This is a genomic window from Yeosuana aromativorans, from assembly GCF_014646655.1.
Classification (GTDB): Bacteria; Bacteroidota; Bacteroidia; order Flavobacteriales; family Flavobacteriaceae; genus Yeosuana; species Yeosuana aromativorans.
Genome location: NZ_BMNR01000001.1, coordinates 626572 through 651406, shown reverse-complemented (window position 1 = coordinate 651406; position 24835 = coordinate 626572). Strand labels below are relative to the sequence as shown.

Below are 24835 nucleotides of genomic sequence, written 5' to 3'. Positions count from 1 at the left end.
AGTAGATTTTAAATAATAGCAAGGGCTATTTCATTATTTCGATTTTTGATGTATAAGCGAGATAAAAATAATTATATAACAATAATATAAGGATATTTTAATAAATATTCAATCGCTAAAAATCAATGATAAATAACAATATGTTAATTAAAAGCAAAGAAAATTACCATTGTCAGCAATAATATCACCAAATAATAAAATTAACTGCAAATAATTCAATTGTGTAGTTATCAAAAAATCAAAAAATCAAAAAATAAATGGTTTGCCATTAAAAAAATAGGGGTAAAACATGAAAATTAATAAAAGTTAGCCAGTTAACCCTATTTTTTTTAGGGGTTAAAACTTTTTTATATAGTTTTACGCCATATTAACAATAAAATAACATTTAAAAACAATAACTTAAAAATTAAACAATCATGAAAAAAATTTTTACACTTTCAATGTTTTTAGCAGCGTTTAGTTTATTCGCTCAAGAAGAGGCTCCGGCTAAAAAAGTAAGTATTAGCGGTACAGTAGATGCTTATTATCAAACTATGTTAACCGCTCCAGATAATTCAGGACAGTCATTTGGAACTTCATTTGCAGATGAGACAGGCTTTGCATTAGGCATGGCCAATATCATTGCATCTTATGAAGGTGAAAAAACAGGTGTGGTTGCCGATGTGGTTTTTGGACCAAGAGGTGATGCTGCTGTTGGCGGTTACAATCTTAACCAATTATATGCATACTGGAATGTTTCAGAAAGCACAACCTTAACAATGGGTCGTTTCAATACGTATTTAGGGTATGAAGTAATTTCTCCGGTGGGTAACTTTAACTACAGCACATCTTATTTATTTTCTAACGGACCATTCTCTCATGTTGGTATTAAAGCTGATTTTGCTTTATCAGATGATTTCAGTTTGATGCTTGCCGTTATGAATCCAACAGATGTTAACAACAACATGACTGGAGGCTATGCTCTTGGTGCCCAGTTAGGTTTCTCTGGCCAATTTTTAAACTTTTACTATGATAACAAGGAAGTTTTAGGTTTTGAAATTGATTATACAGGAGGTTTTGATTTATCTGATTCTTTCTTCTTAGGAATCAATGGCGCTTATCAAACTATGGATGATGCTGGTTTTTATGGCGCTGCATTATATCCGCAGTTAAAAACATCTGATGATTTTAGTATTGGATTAAGAGGTGAGTATTTTGGTTACCATGTAAAAGATGCCAGCAATTTGCCAAGCGTTTTTGCGGCCACTCTTACAGGAAGCTATACAGTTGAAAACTTAATAATTAAACCTGAGATTAGATTAGATTCTTGGAGCAATGATGAGCCATATTTAGATTCAGACTTAGCTCCTACAAAAAGTTTAGCTGCCTTCACATTAGCTGCTATTTATAGTTTCTAAAAAATCCTAATTAAAACAACATATAATTATGAAGAAAATTGATGCAATAATAAGAAAATCAAAATACCGTGCGGTTAAAGAAGCACTACACGGTGTTGGGGTAAACTTTTTCTCTTACTGGGATGTTACCGGAATAGGAAATGAAAAGGAAGGACATGTATACAGAGGGATCTCTTACAGTACCAGTGATATTCAACGCAGATACTTATCTATAGTCGTTAATGATGACTTTGCAGACCCAACTGTAAAAGCCATTATTAGTTCTGCAGGAACTGGCGAAGTAGGTGACGGAAAGATATTTGTGTCTGATGTCCTTGAGTCATATAGAATAAGAACGGGAGAAAAAGGTGGGGATACCCTTAAGTAATAATCAACAAAAATAATTTATTATGGAAGAAGTAGTAAAAGGAATAGCAGACATTAATGGTGTGCTAGATATTATGTGGATATTAATTGCAGGAGCATTGGTTTTCTTTATGCAAGCAGGGTTCACATTAGTGGAAACAGGATTTACCAGATCTAAAAACACTATAAATATTATTATGAAAAACTTAATGGATTTCTGTATTGGATCTGTTGGGTTTTGGTTAATCGGTTATGCACTTATGTACGGCGATGATATTAGCTCTTTTATAGGAACGCCTTCATTGTTTTTCAATGATGCTGGTGAGATGCATAACTTATTCTTTCAAACAGTATTCTGTGCAACAGCTGCCACTATCGTTTCTGGAGCCATTGCTGAAAGAACCAAGTTTACAACCTATTTGGTGTTTTCATTATTGATGACCGTACTTATCTATCCTATATCCGGTCACTGGGTATGGCAAGGTGATGGTTGGTTAACTGACTTAGGATTTATTGATTTTGCAGGTTCAACTGTGGTGCACTCTGTTGGAGGATGGGCTGCTTTGGTTGCTGCCGCTATGGTGGGTCCTAGAATTGGAAAATATACTAACGGAAAATCTAACGCTATTCCTGGTCACAGTATCTTATTTGGAGCCTTGGGTGTATTCATTCTTTGGATTGGATGGTATGGATTTAATGGTGGTTCTGAGTTAGCAATTTCTGGAGACAGTGCTGCTCATGTATCAAACATTATCATTACAACAAACTTGGCTGGTGCAGCGGGTGGTCTTGCGGCTATGTTCTTCACTTGGATTAAATACGGAAAACCAGATGCATCCATGACGTTAAATGGTGTGCTTGCAGGATTGGTTGGTGTTACTGCTGGTTGTGCTGCAGTAGATAACTTTGGTGCTATGGCAATTGGTATTATTTGTGGTATCATTGTAGTATTGTCAATAGAGTTTGTTGATAAAAAATTAAAAGTTGATGATCCAGTTGGAGCTGTTTCAGTTCATGGTGTTTGTGGTGCGATAGGTACTTTATGTGTTGGCTTATTTGCTACTGATGGAGGCTTGTTCTACGGTGGTGGGTTTGGCCAATTAGGTGCTCAAGCTGCGGGTGTCTTCGGCATTGGACTATGGGCCATAGTGGCATCCTTCATTGTGTTGTTCATCCTCAAGAAAACAATGGGCTTACGCGTTTCTGAAAAAGAAGAAATTGAAGGTCTTGATATCCATGAGCATGGTATGGAAGCCTATCCAGATTTCAGATTGAACGAGCATTAATATCAAATTTTATTAATAAAACGTTTTTTAAAAAAGGATCCCTAATTTTTTAGGGGTCCTTTTGTTATTTTATCATTTTTTAACCGCTCTACCTCAAATTTTAACCCATTTAAAATTTATTTTTCTACTTTTGGATCCAAACTATTAAATAATACCATCATGAAAAAAATTGAAGCGATTATCAGAAAATCGAAATTCACCGATGTAAAAGAAGCCTTGCACGGTGTTGGAGTGAACTTTTTCTCTTATTGGGATGTTACTGGAATTGGGAACGAAAAAGAAGGCCACGTCTACAGGGGTGTTAGTTACAGTACCAGTGATATTCAACGTAGATATTTATCCATTGTGGTAAATGATGACTTTGCAGATGCCACAATAAAAGCAATTTTAAGCTCAGCAGGTACGGGGCAAGTGGGAGATGGAAAAATATTTGTATCTGACATGCAAGAGTCTTACAGAATACGAACAGGCGAAAAAGGAGGAGAGACATTAAAATAAATTATCAGAAACACTATTTATGGAATTACTAACTACTAACAATGTATGGATGATGATCTGTACAGCGCTCGTTTTCTTTATGCACCTTGGATTTTCACTTTTGGAAATAGGTTTAACAAGACAAAAGAATACAATAAACGTTTTATTTAAAAATATTTTTATCGTTACTGTTGGCCTACTTTTATATGGCTTGGTTGGCTTTAACTTAATGTATCCAGGCGCCTTCAATGGCGTTATAGCCATGCCACACTTTGGTATTGGGTTGGGAAGCATGCAAAATGCATTTACAAATGCAGATGGAACGCTTTACGCAAGTGGAGGCTATACGTACTGGACTGATTTTTTATTCCAAGGGATGTTTGCGGCAACTGCAGCAACCATTGTTTCTGGAGCTGTTGCTGAACGTGTCAAGATTGTACCGTTCATGATTTTTACAGTTATTTATGTAGGATTAGTCTATCCTATTGCTGGTTCTTGGAAATGGGGCGGAGGTTTTTTGCAAACCATGGGCACACCTTTTTATGATTTTGCTGGTTCAACCTTAGTACATTCTGTTGGAGGCTGGGCAGCCGTTGTGGCTGTATGTTTATTGGGCCCAAGAATTGGGAAATTTAAAGACGGAAAAGTTCAGGCCATTCCGGGTCATAATCTTCCTTTGGCAACAACAGGAGTTTTGATACTTTGGTTAGGGTGGTTCGGATTTAATGGAGGGTCAGTACTTTCGGCAGATCCATCAGCAACATCCATAACATTGGTTACTACCTGCTTGGCAGCTGCTGCAGGTGGAGTTGTAGCCATGTTGGTTTCAACCGCCATGTATAAGAACTTAGATTTGACCATGTTCTTAAATGGTATTTTGGGCGGATTGGTTGGCATTACTGCGGGAGCCGATCAAATGAGTCCTATGGATGCTATTTTAATTGGGGCTATTGCCGGAACTCTAATTGTATTTGCGGTAAGCTTTATTGATAAATTAAAATTGGACGACCCTGTAGGTGCTGTTGCCGTTCACTTGGTTTGTGGTGTTTGGGGAACATTGGCTGTTGGTATTTTTGGTGCATTGGCAGGATTCAACCAATTTATAAGCCAATTGATTGGAATAGCGGTTTATGGCGTTTTTTGCGTCATCACTAGTTTTATTATACTTATTGTTTTAAAGAAAACAGTTGGAATACGCGTGTCTGAAAAAGAAGAACTGGAAGGGCTTGATGTGCATGAACATGGTATGGATGCGTATCCGGATTTTAGGCTGAACGAACATTAATAAACACAATATATTGTATAAAAAAGGCGGCTTTTTAAGCCGTCTTTTTATTTATAAACAGTTATTTATTAAGCCGAATTTCTACTGGCGTTAATGTTACCAAACAATGAGCGGGTTACAATCTTTTCAAAAATCTTGATTTGTTCGGTATCTTTAACGGGTTCTTTTTCCAACTCTTGAATTCGCTTAAGAGCGTATTGCTGAATGGTCAGCAATGGTAATACAATAGCTTCCCGTACATCAATAGACGCTTTTCCAGATGGCTCATTTTCCATTAATTCTTTATATCCTGTCAACTTTAAAAGTAACCTTTTTGTGGTAAGATATTCATTGTGTATGATGTTCCAAAATGCACCAAACTCTTCATCTTTTGACATGTATTGCGTTAAATCAAAAAACGATTTAGTCAATGACATCATACTGTTTTCCAATAGTGTTTTAAAGAATTTTGAGTTTTTGTACAAGGATTCTACTTTGTGGAATTCGCCGCGTTCCTCATAGGCTTTTAGGGCTGTTCCTACTCCAAAAAATCCAGGTACGTTTTGTTTTAACTGACTCCAAGAACCTACAAACGGAATAGCTCTTAAATCTGAAAACACTAACTTATCTGAAGTGCCACGTTTTGATGGCCTACTACCAATATTGGTTTTGGCGTAATATTTTAAGGTGCTCATTCGCTCTAAATAAGGAATGAACATGGGGTGATTTTTAAAGTCTTTATAAGCTTGATAGCTTGTCTCGGCCAGATCGTTCATGACAACTCTGTCATCAGCAGACATGGCAAGTTTATCTTTTCCAATACGATTAAACATGCCCGAACTAATCAATTGCTCCAAGTTGTATTGAGAAGAATCCAATGTTCCAAAGTTAGAGCTGATGGTTTGCCCTTGGATGGTCAACTGGACTTCTTTGTCTTCAATGGTTGGTCCCAAAGATGCGTAAAACTGATGTGTTTTTCCGCCACCTCTAGCAGGTGGCCCACCACGCCCATCAAAAAATATGGCCGTAATATCATATTTTCTTGACATTTCAGTAAGCAATTCCTTGGCTTTGTAAATACCCCAGTTAGCCATTAAATAACCGCCATCTTTGGTGCCGTCAGAAAAGCCGAGCATGATGGTTTGTTTATTGCCACGGCTTTTTAAATGGGCCATATAGTTTGGATTGGAATACAGTTGTTCCATTACTTTTGGAGCATTTTCCAAGTCTGTGATGGTTTCAAAAAGCGGTACTACATCAACCGTTAAATGATCTTTGAACGCTACTAATTTTAACATGGCAAACAACTGCATGACATTTAATGCGGTTTGGTTGTTGCTTATAATATATCGGTTGGCACCTCTTTCACCATTTGTTTTTTGAATATCCTTGATGGTTTCAATGGTTTTTAAGGTGTTGAACACCATTTCATCTTCAAATACATTGATATCAATATTTCCTTCTGAAGCTTCTGATAAAATCTTGATTTGCTCATCTTCAGATAAGTCATGATAGTTTTTTGGAAACGATGGGTGACCGGTTTCAATTAAATGATTTATGACGGTTGTAAAAACCGAGTGATGGATTCTACTGTCCTGTCTGATGTCAAGGGTTGCAAAATAATATCCAAAAAGGCGTACCCTATTGATTAAATTATTGATTTCAGAAACATATAAGGATTGATGTTTTTCTATGATGGTGTTCCTAATATCCAGTAATTCGTGGAGCAGTTCCTTGGACGAAATGGTTTCTTCGGCATTTAAGTTGATGCTGAAGTTATACATGATGGTTTCCAATCGAATCACGCGTTCTTCAATGCCTCTAAAGGTTAATTTTCGTCGTAAATCCTTAAGGTCTGCGTAATATTTTTTTAAGATTGATTGCTTTAGTTTTGCGGCCACTTTTAAGGTAGTCTCTGGTTTTACAAACGGGTTTCCGTCTCTATCGCCACCGGGCCAAAAACCAATGTTTATGATTTCGTTATGCTTTTTACTATCGTCATAGATATTCTGTTGGATGTAATTATAAATTTCGCTAAAAGACTTATAAAATACATTTTCCAGATACCAGATCAAACTGACGGCCTCATCATAAGGGGTTGGTTTTTCTCGTTTAAAGAAAGGTGTTTTACCAAGTTGGGCAAACAAATTGTTGATTTCCTTTAGGTCATTGCGTTTAATGGCTTCGGTTAAATCCGTGATGATGCCCAAAACAGACCCTGGATAAAACTGCGTAGGGTGAGCGGTCAATACAATACGCACTTTAAATTCCTCAAGATAGCTTTTAAGCTCTTCCAATCGGTTTTCAGAAATGGCCGATTCTTTAAGGTTCCTTAAGGTGCCAATACCTTCCATGTTATTTACTATTGGGAAAGCGGCATCTTCAATGGCATCAAATAATACCACTTGGCGTTCTATATATTGAATAAACCGGAACAATAAATTTATTTGGCTTTCCTTGGTGCGTCTTGCTTGGTATTTCTTAAAAAACGTGTCGACAATAGTAGTAGGATCATCACCGTTTGCAAATCCTTTTTTACAGGTTTCATGGAATAATGGCAATAAAACACCTGTTTTAGTAATGGTGTCAAAAGGCAAGGTCATGAATATACTGTTGTATATTTGGTATTTGGATAAAACGTTTTGTTTGAATCGTGCTAATTTTGGCTCTACGGACATAGTATCAATCTAATTTTTAATTACGTGTAAAAGTAATGAAGCTTTCATGAATCATTGCCTTATCTAATAAGTTTTGTTGATTTTTAAAGTATAATGAATTCTCATTAAGAATAATTAAAAAAAACTGATATTAATTTAACATCTTTCAACTACAATGTCAAATTATATCGAGGAACTACTAAAATTCACATAGAGTTGCTTCCAAAAGCGGTTTCTCAAGATGTAATATTTCTGTTGATTTCAAAAATATATGTTGACTAACTATCATGTTATATGGCGATTACAAGATTGTTAATAACATTTTTAATAACTCATTTGGCTTGGGTTTAATTCAAAAAAAATAGTGGTTAGTTTTATAAAATAATAAAAGACCCTATAATCTTTTAAATATTTTTGTAAATGAATTACTACGACTTTCAAGTTGTATTGCAAGAAGTACCCGGAGAAATCAGTTTGTGTTTTTCAATCTGCGGTTGTTCACTTCAATGCGAAGGTTGTCATTCTTCTTTTTTATGGAAAGAAGAAAATGGTTATGAATTAACAAAAGCGGTTTTTTCTGAAAAATTGCAACAATATAAAAACCTGGCTACCTGTGTGCTTTTTATGGGTGGCGAATGGCATAAAGACCAGTTGGTTGATTTATTAAAACTGGCCAAAAACAAACAATATAAAACCTGTTTATATACCGGGGAAGAAACCGTCTCAAAGGATATACTTAATCAGCTTGATTGGATAAAAACAGGAAAATGGATGCCCGAATTAGGCGGATTGAGCAGTGAAAAAACCAATCAAAAATTCATAGAAATAACATCTAATACCATAAAAAACAACTTATTTATAAAAAACTAACACGATTATGATCCGACTTACCAACGCCCAAGTAAACCAGAAAATTGATTTTATTGAACATTACATCCATTCGGCCAATGCAGCCGATGGTTCAAAAGTAGATGCCAATGCCAATGTCACCTCAAAAAACATTGCAACCATGGAGGCAGAACTTAATAAGGATATCAATATACAGGTCAACAGGGCTTTGGTAAAACGGAAAATAGCATCGCTTTTTGGTGAGGACTTGGCCAATGAATACATCAAGCAAATTGAATCACATGAAATTTACATTCATGACGAAACCTCTTTAAAACCCTATTGTGTGTCCATTAGTATGTACCCATTTTTATTGGATGGCCTTACCAAGGTAGGTGGCGAAAGCAGGGCACCCAAGCATTTGGAAAGTTTTTGTGGTGAGTTTGTTAATTTGGTGTTTGCGATAAGCTCGCAATTTGCAGGGGCTTTGGCAACCGTTGAATTTTTGATGTACTTTGATCATTTTGCAGTCAATGATTATGGTGAAAATTATTTGGACACCCATAAAAATATTATAGCCAATCATTTGCAGCACGTGGTATATGCGGTTAATCAACCAGCTGCAGCTCGGGGGTATCAATCAGTTTTTTGGAATATTTCCTTATATGATGAAATGTATTTTAACAGCATGTTTGGGGATTTTGTATTTCCAGACATGACCAAACCCAAATGGGAAAGCTTAAAAAAACTACAAGCCTTTTTTATGAAATGGTTCAATGGCGAACGTAATAAAGCCATTCTCACGTTTCCAGTGGTTACGGCTGCTATGTTGGTAAATGATGGCAAACCGGTTGATGAAGAATTTACTGATATGTGTGCCAAAGAGTTAAGTGAGGGCAATTCATTTTTCATCTATCAATCTGAAAGTGCCGATAGTTTGGCATCTTGTTGCAGATTGCGAAATGAGATAAGTGATAATACGTTCAGCTACTCTTTAGGAGCCGGCGGTGTGGCCACAGGATCCATAAACGTGATTACACTCAACATGAACCGCTTGGTTCAAAAAGGCGCCAATATTGTTGATGAGGTTAGAAAAATACATCAATATCAAGTGGCATACAGAAGTCTTATTGAAGAATATGAACAGGCGGGCTTGCTTCCCGTTTATAAAGCTGGATTTATAGCACTGGACAAACAATTTTTGACTATTGGCATTAATGGTATGGTTGAAGCTGCCGAAAGCCAAGGGATTACTGTTGGCAATAATGATACGTATAAAAAGTTTGTAAACTCGCATTTAAAAGCCATTTATGATGAAAATAAATTGGCTAAAAAGCACTATGGCTATATGTTCAATACAGAATTTGTACCTGCAGAAAATTTAGGTGTTAAAAATGCCAAATGGGACAAAGAAGATGGCTTGTTGGTTCCAAGAGATTGCTACAACTCTTATTTCTATAAAGTGGAAGACCAACAAACCAATACGCTTGATAAAATTATATTACACGGTAAAGACATTATCAAATACCTTGATGGCGGTTCAGCACTTCACCTTAATCTTGAGGAAGCGCCAAACAAAGATGGTTTTGTTAAGCTTATCCATGCAACGGCTGCCGCTGGTTGTAATTATTTCTGTTTTAATATCAGAATTACCATTTGTAATGATTGTAATGCCATATCTAAACAAACAAATTATGTATGTACTACTTGTGGCTCTACTGATGTGGATCACGCAACGCGCGTTATTGGCTATTTAAAACGGGTATCAAGTTTTAGTTCTGGTAGACAACAAGAGCATCAGTTAAGGCATTACCATATTGAAAAACCATCAACCAAGTTGGCCGATATTCGAGCCAACGCCATAACAAAATTCCAAGAGCAACATCAAGAACATAAATTAGGGGTCTTAATAGATAAATAAAAGTTGGGAAAATAGTATCTGCAATTTTATTATAATTCATTGTTGAAAGGGCTATCTAAAAAAGGTAGCCTTTTAATATATGATGAATGTCATATTTTGTAAGGTTTCAATAAAATATCTTTACCGATTTACATATTGTTAAACAAATTCTATGAAAAACACACACTCCTTCCATATTCCTGTAATGGGCATTGGATTTACTATAGACACGCCTTTAAAAGTTGCTCAATACGGAATCGATTCGGTTATTTCTTTGGTTGATGATATTCTCCTCGAGAAATTACGCAAAATGTACAGCGAAAAATTTGAGATTCCATACAAAGAAATCACAGATAAAATTGACGATTTTAGGGCGAAACGAATCACATCCTATTTAAATTTAATTAGCGATTTGGCCGAAAAAAATTTCCAGGCCTTAAAAAATGTGTCTATTGAAAAGACTGATGAAATCAAGAAATATATTGCCATGCTTCCAGATAGTTCGTCTTTAAAAACAGAGTTCAATAAACTAATGGAAAATGGTTTCAATTTATCAGAAATTAAAAATTGGGCAAACAAAAATTTAACCATGGGCCATATAGATGTCAACATTATGACCAAGGTTGATAAAGACAATTATAATAAAACTGAAAAACTCCCCGTAGAATATAATGATGCCCATGCCGCATTAAGAGGTTTTGCACAAAGTAAGTTAAAATCATCTGTGATATTGTCTGCAGGTATGAATCCACGTTTATATGCTTACATGAGCCAGTTTGATGATTTTTATCCAAATGCAAATGGTCACTTTAACAAGAAAATAATTTTAAAAGTCAGTGATTACAGATCGGCTTTAATCCAAGGAAAATTTTTGGCAAAAAAAGGGTTGTGGGTTTCAGAATATAGAATAGAATCAGGCCTTAATTGTGGTGGCCATGCCTTTGCGACCGATGGCTATCTTTTAGGCCCGGTTTTACAGGAGTTTAAAGAAAAACGGGAAGAGTTAAGGGCTACTATTCAAGATGTTTTAAATCAAGAATTAGAGAACCAAGGACGCATTATTTCAAACAATAATTTATCCATAAAAATTTCTGCTCAAGGCGGTGTTGGCACTGAAGAGGAACACGAGTTTTTATTGGACCATTATGAATTGGATTCCATTGGTTGGGGCACTCCATTTTTATTGGTTCCCGAAGCCACAACGGTTGATGAAAAAACATTACATCAATTGGTTGAGGCCAAGGAAGAGGATTTGTATTTAAGCGATATTTCTCCCTTAGGTGTTCCGTTTAATAACCTTAGAGGCAATACTAAAGATTTAGAAAAAGAAGCCTTTATAGCTAAGGGAAGACCAGGAAGCGCATGCCCAAAGAAGTTTGTGTCTTTAAACAAAGAATTCAAGGAAACCGGTATTTGTACGGCTTCGCGGGAATACCAATATTTAAAAATAAAAGAGCTTGAAGGACAGCAATTATCAGCAGAGGCCTATCAAGAGAGTCTAAATAAAATCACCGAAAAAACCTGTACCTGTGTAGGTTTGGGTACATCTGCTTTGTTGTCCTATAATTTGGATACTAAAGTTGAAGGCACCGGTGTTTCCATTTGCCCTGGACCCAATATGGCTTACTATTCAAAAATCATGAGCCTAATAAACATGACCGATCATATTTATGGACGGGATAACATGATAACCAGAACAGATCGGCCCAATATGTTCATCAAAGAACTTCATATTTATATGGATTTTCTAAAAAATAAATTGGAAGACGCCAAAAAGAACATGAACAAAAAAGAAGAAAAATATCTATTGACTTTTACAAATAATATGCAGGAAGGTGTTTTGTATTATCAAAATTTATTTGAAACAGTCACCAATGCTTTTGAAGAAATAAAAGATTCTGTTTTAAATGAATTGGAGAAGAGTGTAAAAATGTTACAAAACATAGGTTCAGAAATAGAAAACCTATCACTAATTCCCGTTAACAGCTAGTTTTTTAAAATATCAAAATCCTTAAGGGAAATAACTTTTCCTGTTTTGGTTATTTCCGTAACATATTGGGCAATGGTTTTATCCTTAAAATTGTCCAATAGTTTTTGTTTGAATGGTGATACAATAAAATGAACCGGGCACGGATTGTTGTCACTACATGTTGACAAACCTAAAAAGCAGTCATCAAATTTTGAGGTGCCGTCTATGTTTTTAATAACATCCCAAACAGAATTTTCCTTGTCTTTTTGTGATAAGTAAAATCCGCCATTCGGCCCTTTGGTTGAAGACACCAAATTGGTTTTTGTGAGCTGTTGCAATAATTTGGCTAAAAAAGGCTGAGGTGTTTCTAGCTCATCAGCAATTCTTTTAACACCTACTTTAGTGTTCTCATCCGTTTGAATTCCTAAGTATAAAATAGAACGAATGGCATATTTACAAGCATTTGAGAGCATAAGTGTTTTTGTTTTCAAACATAAGAAAAAAAGATGTTTTAATCTTTATTAAAGTGTTATTTATGATTTTTGTTTAAAAAGCAATAAGTTTGCACTCTTAATTTTTTATCGTACCAAATAATGGGCTTAAAGGAAAAAATAATTCAACTTAAAAAGGACAAGAATGCGGTTATTCTTGCCCATTATTATCAAACGGCAGACATTCAAGATGTAGCAGACTATGTTGGTGATAGTTTAGGCTTGTCGCAAAAGGCAGCTGAAACAGAGGCTGATATCATTGTGTTTGCTGGTGTTCATTTTATGGCCGAAACAGCTAAAATATTAAATCCAACAAAAACTGTTGTTTTACCGGATTTAAAAGCGGGATGTTCCTTAGCTGATTCGTGTCCTCCAGAAGCTTTTTCAGCATTTATAAAAAAACATCCCAACCATGTGGTGATCACCTATGTTAATTGTTCTGCTGAAATTAAAGCGTTGAGTGATATTGTTTGTACGTCATCAAATGCTTTAAAGATTGTAGAATCTGTTCCAAAAGACGTGCCTATTATATTTGCTCCTGATAAAAATTTGGGTAAATATATCATGAAAAAGACTGGGAGAGATCTGTTGCTTTGGGACGGTAGTTGTATTGTACACGAAGCTTTTTCTATTGATAAATTGATTGAGTTGCATAAAAAATATCCAGATCACAAAATCATAGCGCATCCAGAATCTGAAGAGCATATTTTAAATACAGCAACTTACATTGGTTCTACATCTGGTATGATAAATTATGTGAAGAAATATCCGCAAGAAAAATTTATTGTGGCTACTGAAGCAGGTATTTTGCACAAAATGCAGCAAGAGGTTCCCCAAACAGAATTGATTCCGGCACCAGCACACGAAGACAATACCTGTGCTTGCAGTGAATGTGGATTTATGAAGGTGAATACCATGCAAAAACTGTATGATTGCTTATTGAATGAGTCGCCTCAAATAGAAGTTGCTGAAGAGATTAGAAAAAAAGCATTACTGCCAATAGAACGCATGCTTGAACTATCAAAATAATGATGATGACAACAAATTATTTGGTCATTGGTTCAGGTGTTGCAGGGCTGACCTTTTCCATTAAGATAGCTGAAAAATTTCCTGATAGAGAGGTTATAATTATAACCAAGTCTGATGAAGAAGAATCCAATACCAAATATGCCCAAGGAGGCGTAGCCGTTGTTTTGGATACACAATCAGATTCTTTTGAAAAGCACATTAAAGACACATTGATTGCAGGGGATGGATTATGCGATGAGGGTGTTGTTAAAATGGTGGTTGAAGAAGGCCCCAAACGCCTTAAAGAATTATTGCTTTGGGGTGCTAATTTTGATGTGGATGGGAGCGGGGATTTTGATTTAGGTAAAGAGGGCGGGCATTCCGAGTATCGTGTTGTACACCATAAGGATATCACAGGATATGAAATTGAACGCGCCCTGTTGAAATGCGTCCATCAATTACCAAACATCACTATTTTATCACATCATTTTGCAATTGATTTGGTAACAAACCATCATATAAAAAATGTAAAATCAGATACAATTTCGTGTTATGGAGCTTATGTTTTAGACCAAAAGACAGGACATATTTTTACAATTAAAGCTAATAGCACACTGTTGGCTTCCGGAGGTGTTGGTTGTGTATATGGCCATACAACAAATCCCAAAATTGCTACTGGAGATGGTATAGCCATGGCCTATCGAGCAAAAGCCAAGATTAAGGACATGGAATTTATTCAGTTTCATCCTACTGCATTGTACGAAGCAAAAGGAGAATCCTCTTTTTTGATTTCGGAAGCAGTTAGAGGTTTTGGGGCCTATTTACGAAATAAAAATGGCTATCGTTTTATGCCTGATTATGATGCACGGGCAGAATTGGCCTCTAGGGATATTGTCTCACAAAGCATTGATAGGGAGCTGAAGAAATCAGGTGAAAACCATGTTTATTTAGATTGTACCCATTTAGATATCAAGGACTTTAAAAATCATTTTCCCAATATTTACGAAAAATGCCTGGAGCATCATATTGATGTAGCAAAAGATTGGATTCCTGTGGTGCCGGCTTCTCATTATTTATGTGGTGGCATTGAAGTTGACAAAGACGGAAAGACTTCCGTATCCAATTTATTTGCCTGTGGCGAGTGTACCAGAACCGGATTACATGGTGCGAATAGATTGGCCTCCAATTCATTGTTGGAAGCGCTGGTATATGCCCACAATATTTTTAGATTTCATAGCAGCCATGAATATGGTACACTAACTATTGAAATCCCTGATTGGAATGACGAAGGAACAACCATTCCTGAGGAACATGTTTTAATACAGCATAACTTGAAACAATTACAGGCTTTAATGCGGGATTATGTGGGTATCGTTAGAAGCAACAAACGGTTAAAAAGAGCCATAAAACATTTGGAATTAATTTATAATGAAGTAGAAGATCTTTATCGGGAATCTAAAATAACAACCTCATTATGCGAATTGCGAAACATGGTTAATGTAGCTCATTTAATAATTGGTCAATCATTGGAACGAACAGAAAATAAAGGAGGTTACTTTAATATTGATAACGTAAAAAAATAAACGAGACTTTTGGGAGAAGTCTCGTTTAAAAAGTTATAACGTATAGGTTAAGTATTATTTGCTAAGCATCAATAATTCACTGCAAAGTATTTCGGTTGTATAATGTTTGTTGCCATCTTTATCTTCCCAAGAGCGGTTGGTGAGCTTGCCTTCAACAGCAATTTCTTTTCCTTTAGTAATATAGTTTTCCACCACGTTTACCAATCCGCCTTTTACAACAATGTTATGCCAATAGGCGCGTTCCACTTTGTTTCCTTTTTTGTCTTTGTAGCTATCATCTGTTGCCAGTGAGAATTTAGCCATTTTGTTACCATCTGTAAAGTTTACAATTTCAGGATCTTGTCCTAATCTACCAATCAACTGTACTTTGTTTCTAAGCGTGTTCATAATTTTAAATTTAAAGGTTAAACAGTTAATACTATCGAGTTCTTATGTTTCGACAAGGCAAAGATGTGACGGTTTCCAAATGTTATTCGGTTAATAAATATTTAAAATCGTTTGTAAATGTTTGTAGTCGTTTGTAAACGAATAAAAATTGTGTATATTAGCACCTATATGCAGTTTTTATCATGACTATCACGCAGATTATTAATCAGTTAGGTAATAACCAATATATTTTTAAAAGCTTGCTGGTGCTTAAAAGCAAGGAAGAATATCTATGGAGGCCACAACCTGAAAAATGGTGTTTAAAAGAGATTGTGTGTCATTTATTGGACGAAGAGCGTGATGATTTTAGAGCCAGAGTTAAGCATACACTAGAAACCCCTCTTTTGGAAATGCCTTCCATAAATCCTGAAGGCTGGGTTTTAGAGCGACGGTACATGTCTCAAAATTATGATAAGCAAGTTCATGAATTTTTAGAGGAACGCAATCATTCCATCAGTTGGTTGCATGCACAAATTAATGCCAATTGGAACAATGTTTACCAACATCCTAAATTAGGGCCTTTGTCCGCAAAACAATTTCTCGCCAATTGGTTGGCGCACGATTACTTGCTATTCGGCAAATAATTAGGTATCAATATCATTATTTAAAAGAAAGTTCTGCTATTGATTTAGAATATGCTGGCAGATGGTAATAATAATTTTTTAAAATTAAATTATGGCAAAACAATGTTTAGAATGCGGCGAAAAAATTGTCGGCAGAATTGACAAAAAATTCTGTAGTGATGCGTGTAGAAATGCTTATAACAACAAGGTTAATAAGGATAGTAAAAATTTAATACGCAATACTAATAATAGGCTGCGGAAAAATTATAGAATTTTGGAAATGCTCAATCCTGACCAAAAAACAAAAGTTTCAAGGGCCAAACTTGTCGAGGCGGGTTTTGATTTTAATTATTTTACAAGCATCTACACAACCAAAGCCGGTACCGTGTATTATTTTGTGTATGATCAAGGTTACCTACCCTTGGAAGGCGATTATTTTGCCTTGGTAAAACGGGAATAAAAATTATTTTTTCCAGGTAGAACCTTTAATTGATAAGGCTGCTTTTAAAATATCCTTTTGGCTTATTTGCCCTATCAGTTTTCCGTTTTCAACTATTGGAAACCGCCGTCTTTTAGCTTCTAAAAATTTATTGGCCGCGTCAAAAATGTTCATGTTTCCATCTATGGTTTCCACATTTTTAATCATATAGTTTTCAACGGTATGGTTGCTCATAGGCATGTTATGGTATCTGCTCTCACTGATTTCCTTTATACAGTCACCTTCAGATATAACCCCTATTAGTTCGTCTTTATCATTCACAACTGGGCCACCTGAAATGCGGTACTTAATAATGGCATTAATAACTTCCTCAATAGGTTGGTTGGATTTAAATGTTACCAAATTTCTGGTCATATAGTCACTAACCTTTAAAGGTGTATCTCCAGCTGTCTTTTTTTTGTTCCTTCTTGCGGCAAGAAAACTTTTTATTCCCATGGTACTTCAATTTAAGATAACTAAATGTAATTATTTTTTTTCATTTTTCCTAAATCTATATTTTTAGATGTTTTAAACTGATAGAATTTGATAATACAGATAATATTAAGTTAATATTTTAATAGATTGTCAAAACAAAATGATTTGATTGCGTGTAATTTTTTTAAAATAATTAGCATTGTTTTAAGAGATTAAATGTTAAATTTTTATAGTTTTATCGCGGTCAATAAAAATTAAATATAATTAAGATGAAACGATTAGTCGTATTGATAGTGTTAGTGAGTAGTTTTCAACTAAGTGCACAGAGCAACCCAGAATTATTGAAACATTTTGAGGCGTACTATCAACAAATGAAAAAACAGGGAGACGTTCAAGGAATTATTAACGGTATAACGCATTTGAATGTGCTATCACCTTCCCAAGCAAGATTAGATACCTTAGCGTATATCTATATGAGCAATGAGGAATATTCCCAAGCTTTAAATACCATTGGGATTGATAAAGTTGCCAATGATTCTGATATTGCCATCCAAGTAAAGGCCGTATCATTAAAAGCATTGGGACAACCAAAGATGGCCATTGGGTTTTTTGATGAAATGTTCAAACGAAACCCAAATGCCTTAATTGCTTATGAATTGGCAGAGCTTAATTTACAAATCAAAAATTTAGATGAAGCGCAAAAGCATATTGATTATGGATTGGCAAACGCCAAAGATGACATGACAAAAACCTATTATGAAACACAAAATCCGTATAAGGTGCCATTAAAATCGGCTTTCATGTATTTGAATGCTCTAGTAACTTATAACAGAGATACCAAAGCCAATATTGATGCTGCTGTTGATATTTTGGACGCCACTTTAAAAACCGCTCCTAATTTCAATTTAATACAATTGACAAAGAACGAATTGCTAAGGCAAAAACAAGCACTTCAAGCAGAAGCAGCACAGCCAAAAAACTAAATAATTCACACATAAAAAAAGGCATTTTATAACTTATAAAATGCCTTTTTTTATGTTCATTTAAGGCCTTTCAATCTGTTGGGAGTCTTTTTCCAACTTCTTGTTCATTTGGAAATTTAAATTTGAAAAGGCTTCCAGAAACTCCCGAATGGTTTCACCCAATTCCTGCTTTGTAGTCGTTTGTAAATTGGCCAGGCTTTCAAGTTTATAAAGCTTGGTTTCAAAAGCAGTGATTCTTGCTGTTACAGAAGGCGTGTTAACGGTGTCTGGGATGGTTTTTGACAACTCAACCAAAAACGTTTGGATGCCTTTTTTGTTATCGTTAAAATAAGAAAGATCTCCTTTTTTCACATTCTCAACAACATCTTCAAGGTCTTTGTATTTAAGCCAATCCTTAATGGCGTTTTCGGTTTTTACATCCAAAGTATATTCCACATACTTAAGTTTTGAAATATCTTTTTCAGATAAACTTTTACTCACTGGTTCTTGGAATGTTTGCTCGGTATTGTTTTTTTTTGAAGCATTGTGGCACGATAGCAAAGACATGCTTAAACAGATTCCAATTATAAGAGATGTTTTCATTTTATTGCGTTATAAGCGACTTTACAAATATAAACGAATACTTAATCTTATTTTAAACAATGTGCAATGAGTTTTTGTTTTTTTGTCTTAAAATACAATATCTTCAATAAAATCTTATTATTTTTGATATATTCTTATAAATCGACATTTAATGAATCCCAAAATATTAATTATTGGTGCCTGCGGTCAAATTGGGTCTGAACTGACCTATAAGCTTAGGGCAATGTACGGTGATAAAAATGTTATAGCCAGCGATATAAGCTATAGCAATCTGGATATTGTTAACTCAGGAATTTTTGAAATTGTTGATGCGCAAGATTATGCGGCGGTTAAAATTTGTGTTGAAAAATACCGTATCAATACGGTTTATTTAATGGCGGCCATGTTAAGTGCTACAGGTGAAAAATACCCTATGAAAGCTTGGGATTTGAATATGAACTCCTTGTTTCACGTACTCAATCTGGCTAAGGCAAAATTTATCAAAAAAGTGTTTTGGCCGTCCAGTATAGCCGTTTTTGGACCAACAACTCCCAAAGAGAATACGCCACAATTTACGGTTATGGAACCTTCAACCGTTTATGGTATCACCAAACAGGTAGGCGAGCGGTGGTGTGAATACTATCATAATAAATATGATGTTGATGTGAGAAGTTTGCGTTATCCAGGCATTATAAGTTACAAAACATTGCCTGGTGGCGGCACTACTGATTATGCGGTGGATATTTTTCACAAAGCCATTACGGACAAAAACTATGAGTGTTTTTTAAATGAAAACACAGAACTTCCTATGATGTTTATGGAAGATGCCATACAGGCAACAGTTGATATTATGACAGCTGAAGCTAAGTCAGTAAAAATTCGTTCGTCTTATAATTTATCGGCCATTAGCTTCACACCGAAAGAGTTGGCAGAATCCATCAGGGGTTATATACCAGATTTCAAAATAACCTACAATCCTGATTACAGACAAGAGATTGCCGATAGTTGGCCCAAGCGTATTGATGACTCATTTGCAAGACAAGACTGGGGCTGGCAACATAAATTTTCTATTGAGGATATTGCCAAGGAAATGATATCCCAATTGCAGAAAAAATATAGCAGCACGGTTACAAATTCCAAATAATTGTATATTTGGGAAACCCAAATACCTAAAACAGCATGCTTGAAAATTTTTGGTTCAATGTACAATATGGTATAAACCATGTGCTTGATATAAATGCCTACGACCACGTTTTATTCCTCATAGTCCTTACCATTCCTTACTTGTTTAAGGATTGGAAACGGGTTTTCTTATTGGTATCTACATTTACAATTGGTCACACCGTATCCCTTGTATTGGCAGCTTATGACATTGTTAGTGTAAACGGACGATTAATTGAGTTTTTAATTCCTGTTACCATTTTAATTGTTGCGGTATTCAATGTTTTTACTGCTGGAAAAGGTCCACAGAAAAGCAAAGTGGGTGTCTTGTTTTTCTCAACATTGTTTTTTGGTTTGATTCACGGTTTAGGTTTTGCTAGAGAGTTCCACATGCTTGCTGGTAAAACAGATAGCAAGTTAGCGCTCTTGGTGGAGTTTGCCCTTGGCATTGAAATCTCGCAAATCATTATTGTATTTTGTGTGCTCTTTTTGGGATACATCATGCAAACTATTTTTAGGTTCTCAAGGCGTGATTGGATGATGGTGATTTCGGCCATAGTGGTTGGTCTTGTTATCCCCATGATTATGGGTCGGTGGATTTTTTAGCTTAAAGCATATTTAACCGTTTTTACAGGCCTGCTATTCTTAAAACTTTCATAAAACTTTAACGAATTAGCATTGTAATTAAAATTCCAAGCGATTATCTTCGTTATACATTTAGTTTATAAAATCATAAGTAATTATTGTAGCTCTTTTTTTATTTGTTACTTTACCAAAATTCTGTAAAAACCACAAGCAAGCTCAATTAATTAGTAATATATTTTATGTCAAAAGACAAACAACTTAAATACGATAAAGCTTACTTAAGGATTGCAAATGAATGGGGGAAATTATCCTATTGTAAACGCAAACAGGTTGGTGCTTTGATTGTTAAGGATAAAATGATTATTTCTGATGGCTACAACGGAACGCCATCTGGTTTTGAGAATTTTTGTGAAGATGAAGACGGTTACACCAAATGGTACGTATTGCATGCTGAGGCCAATGCCATTTTAAAAGTGGCAAGCTCTACGCAATCTTGTAAAGGCGCAACCTTATACATAACCATGTCACCTTGTAAAGAATGCAGTAAACTAATCCATCAGGCAGGTATTGTTAGGGTTGTTTATAAAGTAGCTTATAAAGATGATTCTGGTTTGCAATTTTTAAAAAAAGCAGGTATTGAACTCACATTAATTGAAGATATAGAAGCCTAATGCACATTCAAAAAAAATATTTGCCATTACTTTTAGGAATAGCTATTGCCTTAGGTATTTTTATTGGTGGTAAGTTGAATTTTTCAGACTCGCCAGACAGGCTGTTTTCTTCTTCCAATAGCAAAAAAGATAAACTGGATAGACTTATTGATTATATAGAATATGATTATGTTGATGATGTGAATACCGATAGCATTGTTGATGTTACCGTAAATGGTATCCTTGAAAATCTGGATCCGCACTCTGTTTACATTCCAAAAGAGGATATGCAGCGCGTAACCGAAAACATGAAAGGTGATTTTGTGGGTATTGGTGTTAATTTTTATACCTACAGAGATACCATTGCCGTCATACGGGCTGTTGATGGAGGTCCAAGTGACAAAGCAGGTATTAAAGGTGGTGATAGGATTATTATGGCTAATGGTGATTCTTTGTTTGGAAACGTGTTGAAAGATGGTGAGATTGTTGAAAAACTTAAAGGGCCCATTAACTCAAAAGTAGATTTAAAAGTCTATAGAAGAGGAGAGCCTAAGCTTTTAGACATTACAGTAAAACGAGCCAATATTCCTATTAAAAGTGTGGATGCGGCCTATATGTTGACCAAGGATTTGGGTTACATAAAAATCAATCGGTTTGCTGAGACTACTTATAAAGAATTTAAAAAAGGATTGGATAAGCTTAAAAAATCAGGCGCTACAAAACTAGTACTTGATTTAAGGGATAATCCAGGAGGTTTTTTGGGTATTGCAGAGCAAGTTGCTGATGAGTTTTTAGAAGATGGAAAGCTTATTTTGTTTACAAAAAACAAAAGCGGTGCTATTGAGAAAAGTTTTGCAACAGAAAAAGGGGAGTTTGAAACAGGTGATGTGTATGTGCTCATCAATGAAAATTCTGCCTCTGCGAGCGAAATAGTAGCTGGAGCGCTTCAGGACAATGACAAAGGAACCATTGTAGGTAGGCGGTCTTACGGTAAAGGGCTCGTACAACGGGAAATGGAATTGGGTGATGGTAGTGCCATACGGTTAACGGTATCGCGATATTATACCCCTACAGGACGATCCATTCAACGACCATATAATCACGGTGTTCAAGATTACTACGACGATTATTATAACCGTTTGGAAAGCGGCGAGTTGGTAGATTCTGCAAAAATAGAAGTGGCAGATTCTTTAAAATATACAACACCCAAAGGGAAAATAGTTTACGGCGGCGGCGGCATTATCCCAGATATTTTTGTGCCTATTGATGGTGGTATGAAAAATGAAACCTTGTCGTATTTACAGCGTAAGGGATTTATGGGCTATTTTATTTTTGAACAACTTGAAAAAGACAGAAATTTTTACAACAACATACCTAGACAGGAGTTTATCGACAATTTTGAAGTTGGCGATGATATGGTATATGCTTTTGAAGATTTTTTAAATGCTCGAACAGATTCAAAAATCACATTTCTTGCCTACCATGATGAAGTCAAGCAATATTTAAAGGCCACTTTGGGAGACCAATTGTATGGCAATGGCGCCTATGAAGAAATTTTCAACCAAGAAGATAGTATGGTTGATGAGGTGATTAAGCTGAGTGAACAAGAACGTTAAACTCTTATATCAACAAAAAAATAATTTTCTTACAAAATTTTAATTACATTTAATTTTAAATTAAAATTTAAGAATTAGTGCACAAGTACGTTTACTTCATTTTAATATTTTTCATAGCTCAATTATTTTATTCACAATGCCCAATTGGAGATGTTTATTTAAATAGCCAAACAGATGTACAAAATTATATTGCAAATTTTGGAACTTGCGAGGTCATTACTGGAAATTTATATATAAGTGACGCCACCGATATTTCTGGAATAACGTCCATAAAAAGGATTGAAGGTTCTTTAAGAATTAGTTATTCTAAAATTAACAGTGTTTCAAATTTTGGAAATTTAGAATATGTAGGTGGAGATTTTATAATTGATCAAAGTCATTTAATAGAAACTATTGATGGAATCAATAATTTGCAAACTGTAAATGGCAATTTTTCCATAACAGATAATTATGGAGGATTAAAGAGAATCAATGGTTTTGATGCATTACAAACTGTTGGAGGAAATTTTGAAATTTCTGGAAATTCTTTAATGGAAACTATAGATGTTTTTCAAAATTTAACAATTGTAGATGGGTGGTTTAGCATATTAAGAAATAATTCACTAATAAAAATTGATGGATTTAATGGCCTCATAAGAATTGGTACTGTCTTCGACATTTCATCTTTTAAAGGGAATCTAAGTATTGAAAATAATGTAACTCTTACTGAAATTAACGGATTTAACTCGTTAATGGAGGTTGTGAGAAATATTGATATTGGGCAGAATGCTAACTTAACTAGTGTAATAGGCTTTATAAGTTTGACTAAGGTAGATTATCAAATTAATATTGGGGGTTATTTTGTAGGATGTCCATTGTTAACTGAAATACCAACGTTTGATAATCTTGTAACAATTGGTAGTGGTTTGGAAATACGCCAGACTGGATTGACAAATATAAGCGGTTTCAATAATATTCAAATTATTGGAGATTTAGACCCTTCTTGGGGAAACTTATATATTCATGAAAATGATAATCTTTTAGAAATAACAGGGTTTACAAGATTAACTAAACTTGAAGGAGATTTAGATATAGGACTAAATAATAATTTAATAAGTTTACAGGGTTTTAGAAGCCTTATAGAGATTAGAATGTTAGGTGTTGGTGGGAATCCCTCATTGACAAATTTATCCGGGTTAGAAAATATTTTCATATTAGATTCTCCTGGAGGTACTGCCATGAGTATTAGTGGGAACTCTTCATTGACCGATTGTTCAGTCCTATGTAATTTATTGACTAGAGGGACTATTAATGGTAATATATATATAAAAGATAACCCTTCAAAATGTAGTAGTGAGTATGAAGTAAGAGAAAAATGTGTCCCTGATTTTGATAAAGATGGGATTTTGAATGATGATGATTTAGATGATGATAATGATGGAATTCTTGACACCGTTGAACAAAATGGAGACCCAAACAGAGATACAGATGGAGACAACCATCCAGATTATCAAGATTTAGATAGTGATGGTGATGGTTGCTTTGATGTTATTGAAGCAGGATTTATCGATGGTGATGGAAATGGTACTTTAGGTAGTCTTCCAGATACTGTTGACGCAAATGGCTTGATTATTGGAGAACCCGATGGCTATACAATCCCTCTGGATAGTAATTCTGATAGTATTTTTGATTTTCAACAAGCTAATACCTTGAGTGCTGGAGAAGACGGGGATTTGGAGATTTGCATAAACAGTAGCCCTGTGGATTTATTTGGTAGCTTAAATGGTACACCAGATACAGGTGGAGTTTGGTCTCCAAGTTTATCGAGCGGCACGGGAATGTTCAATCCTTCAATTGATGCTGCGGGAGTTTACACCTATACGGTTACCAACGGCGTTTGTGGTTCAGACACTTCGGAAGTTAATGTTACAATTGATGTATTACCAAATGCTGGAGAAAACGGGGATTTGGAGATTTGCATGAACAGTAGCCCTGTGGATTTATTTGGTAGCTTAAATGGTACACCAGATACAGGTGGAGTTTGGTCTCCAAGTTTATCGAGCGGCACGGGAATGTTCAATCCTTCAATTGATGCTGCGGGAGTTTACACCTATACGGTTACCAACGGCGTTTGTGGTTCAGACACTTCGGAAGTTAATGTTACAATTGATGTATTACCAAATGCTGGAGAAG

General features: G+C 35.3%; 22 protein-coding genes and 1 pseudogene. 18 read left to right on the top strand and 5 right to left on the bottom strand.

Translation table 11 applies throughout. The features are described 5' to 3' along the window. Positions 1–416 precede the first annotated feature (416 nt). The 5 genes from IEW94_RS02600 (at position 417) to IEW94_RS02580 (ending at position 4790) form a co-directional block, all read left to right on the top strand. On the top strand, positions 417–1397 hold the full coding sequence (locus IEW94_RS02600) for an outer membrane beta-barrel protein (RefSeq protein WP_188649699.1): 981 nt from the start codon (positions 417–419) through the stop codon (positions 1395–1397). A gap of 28 nt (positions 1398–1425) precedes the next feature. Further along, on the top strand, positions 1426–1764 hold the full coding sequence (locus tag IEW94_RS02595) for a P-II family nitrogen regulator (protein WP_188649698.1): 339 nt from the start codon (positions 1426–1428) through the stop codon (positions 1762–1764). Positions 1765–1786: 22 nt separating this feature from the next. Further along, the gene (locus tag IEW94_RS02590) at positions 1787–3028 is read left to right on the top strand and encodes an ammonium transporter (RefSeq protein ID WP_188649697.1); all 1242 of its coding nucleotides are present in this window, start codon (positions 1787–1789) and stop codon (positions 3026–3028) included. Positions 3029–3187: 159 nt separating this feature from the next. After that, positions 3188–3526, top strand: a complete 339-nt coding sequence (locus IEW94_RS02585) for a P-II family nitrogen regulator (RefSeq protein ID WP_188649696.1) — start codon at positions 3188–3190, stop codon at positions 3524–3526. Between the two features lie 19 nt (positions 3527–3545). Further along, positions 3546–4790: an ammonium transporter gene (locus IEW94_RS02580; protein WP_188649695.1), complete on the top strand. Its 1245-nt coding sequence runs from the start codon at positions 3546–3548 to the stop codon at positions 4788–4790. 68 nt (positions 4791–4858) lie between these two features. Here IEW94_RS02580 and IEW94_RS02575 read toward each other — a convergent pair whose 3' ends face one another. Beyond that, complete coding sequence (locus IEW94_RS02575) at positions 4859–7447, bottom strand: phosphoenolpyruvate carboxylase (protein ID WP_188649694.1); 2589 nt, start codon at positions 7445–7447, stop codon at positions 4859–4861. Between the two features lie 399 nt (positions 7448–7846). On the opposite strand from IEW94_RS02575, the gene nrdG reads away from it, so the two are divergent. The 3 genes from nrdG to IEW94_RS02560 all read left to right on the top strand — a co-directional run bounded on the left by nrdG (position 7847) and on the right by IEW94_RS02560 (position 12144). Then, positions 7847–8296, top strand: a complete 450-nt coding sequence (nrdG, locus tag IEW94_RS02570) for an anaerobic ribonucleoside-triphosphate reductase activating protein (protein WP_188649693.1) — start codon at positions 7847–7849, stop codon at positions 8294–8296. Positions 8297–8303: 7 nt separating this feature from the next. Then, on the top strand, positions 8304–10175 hold the full coding sequence (gene nrdD, locus IEW94_RS02565; protein ID WP_188649692.1) for an anaerobic ribonucleoside-triphosphate reductase: 1872 nt from the start codon (positions 8304–8306) through the stop codon (positions 10173–10175). A gap of 151 nt (positions 10176–10326) precedes the next feature. Continuing rightward, positions 10327–12144, top strand: a complete 1818-nt coding sequence (locus IEW94_RS02560; RefSeq protein WP_188649691.1) for a hypothetical protein — start codon at positions 10327–10329, stop codon at positions 12142–12144. Here IEW94_RS02560 and IEW94_RS02555 read toward each other — a convergent pair. Continuing rightward, positions 12141–12614 (bottom strand): RrF2 family transcriptional regulator, encoded by a 474-nt coding sequence (locus IEW94_RS02555; RefSeq protein ID WP_229669420.1) that lies wholly within the window; start codon positions 12612–12614, stop codon positions 12141–12143. The two genes, IEW94_RS02560 and IEW94_RS02555, sit on opposite strands and share 4 nt — an antisense overlap. A 102-nt stretch (positions 12615–12716) precedes the next feature. Here IEW94_RS02555 and nadA point away from each other — a divergent pair, with 102 nt between their 5' ends. Both nadA and nadB read left to right on the top strand, forming a co-directional pair. After that, on the top strand, positions 12717–13643 hold the full coding sequence (nadA, locus tag IEW94_RS02550; protein ID WP_188649690.1) for a quinolinate synthase NadA: 927 nt from the start codon (positions 12717–12719) through the stop codon (positions 13641–13643). A gap of 2 nt (positions 13644–13645) precedes the next feature. After that, positions 13646–15205 (top strand): L-aspartate oxidase, encoded by a 1560-nt coding sequence (gene nadB, locus IEW94_RS02545; protein ID WP_229669433.1) that lies wholly within the window; start codon positions 13646–13648, stop codon positions 15203–15205. 54 nt (positions 15206–15259) lie between these two features. Here nadB and IEW94_RS02540 read toward each other — a convergent pair whose 3' ends face one another. Then, positions 15260–15592 (bottom strand): single-stranded DNA-binding protein, encoded by a 333-nt coding sequence (locus tag IEW94_RS02540; protein WP_188649688.1) that lies wholly within the window; start codon positions 15590–15592, stop codon positions 15260–15262. Between the two features lie 182 nt (positions 15593–15774). Here IEW94_RS02540 and IEW94_RS02535 point away from each other — a divergent pair, with 182 nt between their 5' ends. Both IEW94_RS02535 and IEW94_RS02530 read left to right on the top strand, forming a co-directional pair. Further along, entirely contained in the window at positions 15775–16215 is a 441-nt protein-coding gene (locus IEW94_RS02535) for a DinB family protein (protein WP_188649687.1), read from the top strand. A 91-nt stretch (positions 16216–16306) separates the two neighbouring features. Next, on the top strand, positions 16307–16654 hold the full coding sequence (locus IEW94_RS02530; protein WP_188649686.1) for a hypothetical protein: 348 nt from the start codon (positions 16307–16309) through the stop codon (positions 16652–16654). A gap of 3 nt (positions 16655–16657) precedes the next feature. On the opposite strand, the gene IEW94_RS02525 is transcribed toward IEW94_RS02530, so the two are convergent. Next, the gene (locus IEW94_RS02525) at positions 16658–17128 is read right to left on the bottom strand and encodes a CBS domain-containing protein (protein WP_188649685.1); all 471 of its coding nucleotides are present in this window, start codon (positions 17126–17128) and stop codon (positions 16658–16660) included. Positions 17129–17376: 248 nt separating this feature from the next. Here IEW94_RS02525 and IEW94_RS02520 point away from each other — a divergent pair, with 248 nt between their 5' ends. Next, on the top strand, positions 17377–18090 hold the full coding sequence (locus IEW94_RS02520) for a tetratricopeptide repeat protein (protein WP_188649684.1): 714 nt from the start codon (positions 17377–17379) through the stop codon (positions 18088–18090). Between the two features lie 60 nt (positions 18091–18150). Here IEW94_RS02520 and IEW94_RS02515 read toward each other — a convergent pair whose 3' ends face one another. After that, entirely contained in the window at positions 18151–18672 is a 522-nt protein-coding gene (locus IEW94_RS02515) for a hypothetical protein (RefSeq protein ID WP_188649683.1), read from the bottom strand. A 151-nt stretch (positions 18673–18823) separates the two neighbouring features. Between IEW94_RS02515 and IEW94_RS02510 the strand changes: the two genes are divergently transcribed. The 5 genes and pseudogenes from IEW94_RS02510 to IEW94_RS02490 form a co-directional block, all read left to right on the top strand. Further along, a complete protein-coding gene (locus IEW94_RS02510) occupies positions 18824–19795 on the top strand; it encodes an NAD-dependent epimerase/dehydratase family protein (RefSeq protein ID WP_188649682.1) in 972 nt (323 codons plus the stop codon). Between the two features lie 35 nt (positions 19796–19830). After that, positions 19831–20418, top strand: a complete 588-nt coding sequence (locus tag IEW94_RS02505) for a HupE/UreJ family protein (protein ID WP_188649681.1) — start codon at positions 19831–19833, stop codon at positions 20416–20418. Positions 20419–20636: 218 nt separating this feature from the next. Further along, entirely contained in the window at positions 20637–21068 is a 432-nt protein-coding gene (locus tag IEW94_RS02500) for a deoxycytidylate deaminase (RefSeq protein ID WP_188649680.1), read from the top strand. Then, the gene (locus IEW94_RS02495) at positions 21068–22663 is read left to right on the top strand and encodes a S41 family peptidase (RefSeq protein WP_188649679.1); all 1596 of its coding nucleotides are present in this window, start codon (positions 21068–21070) and stop codon (positions 22661–22663) included. Before IEW94_RS02500 ends, IEW94_RS02495 begins: the two co-directional genes overlap by 1 nt. 77 nt (positions 22664–22740) lie before the next feature. After that, a pseudogene (locus tag IEW94_RS02490) lies at positions 22741–24835 on the top strand (hypothetical protein); the annotation flags it as partial.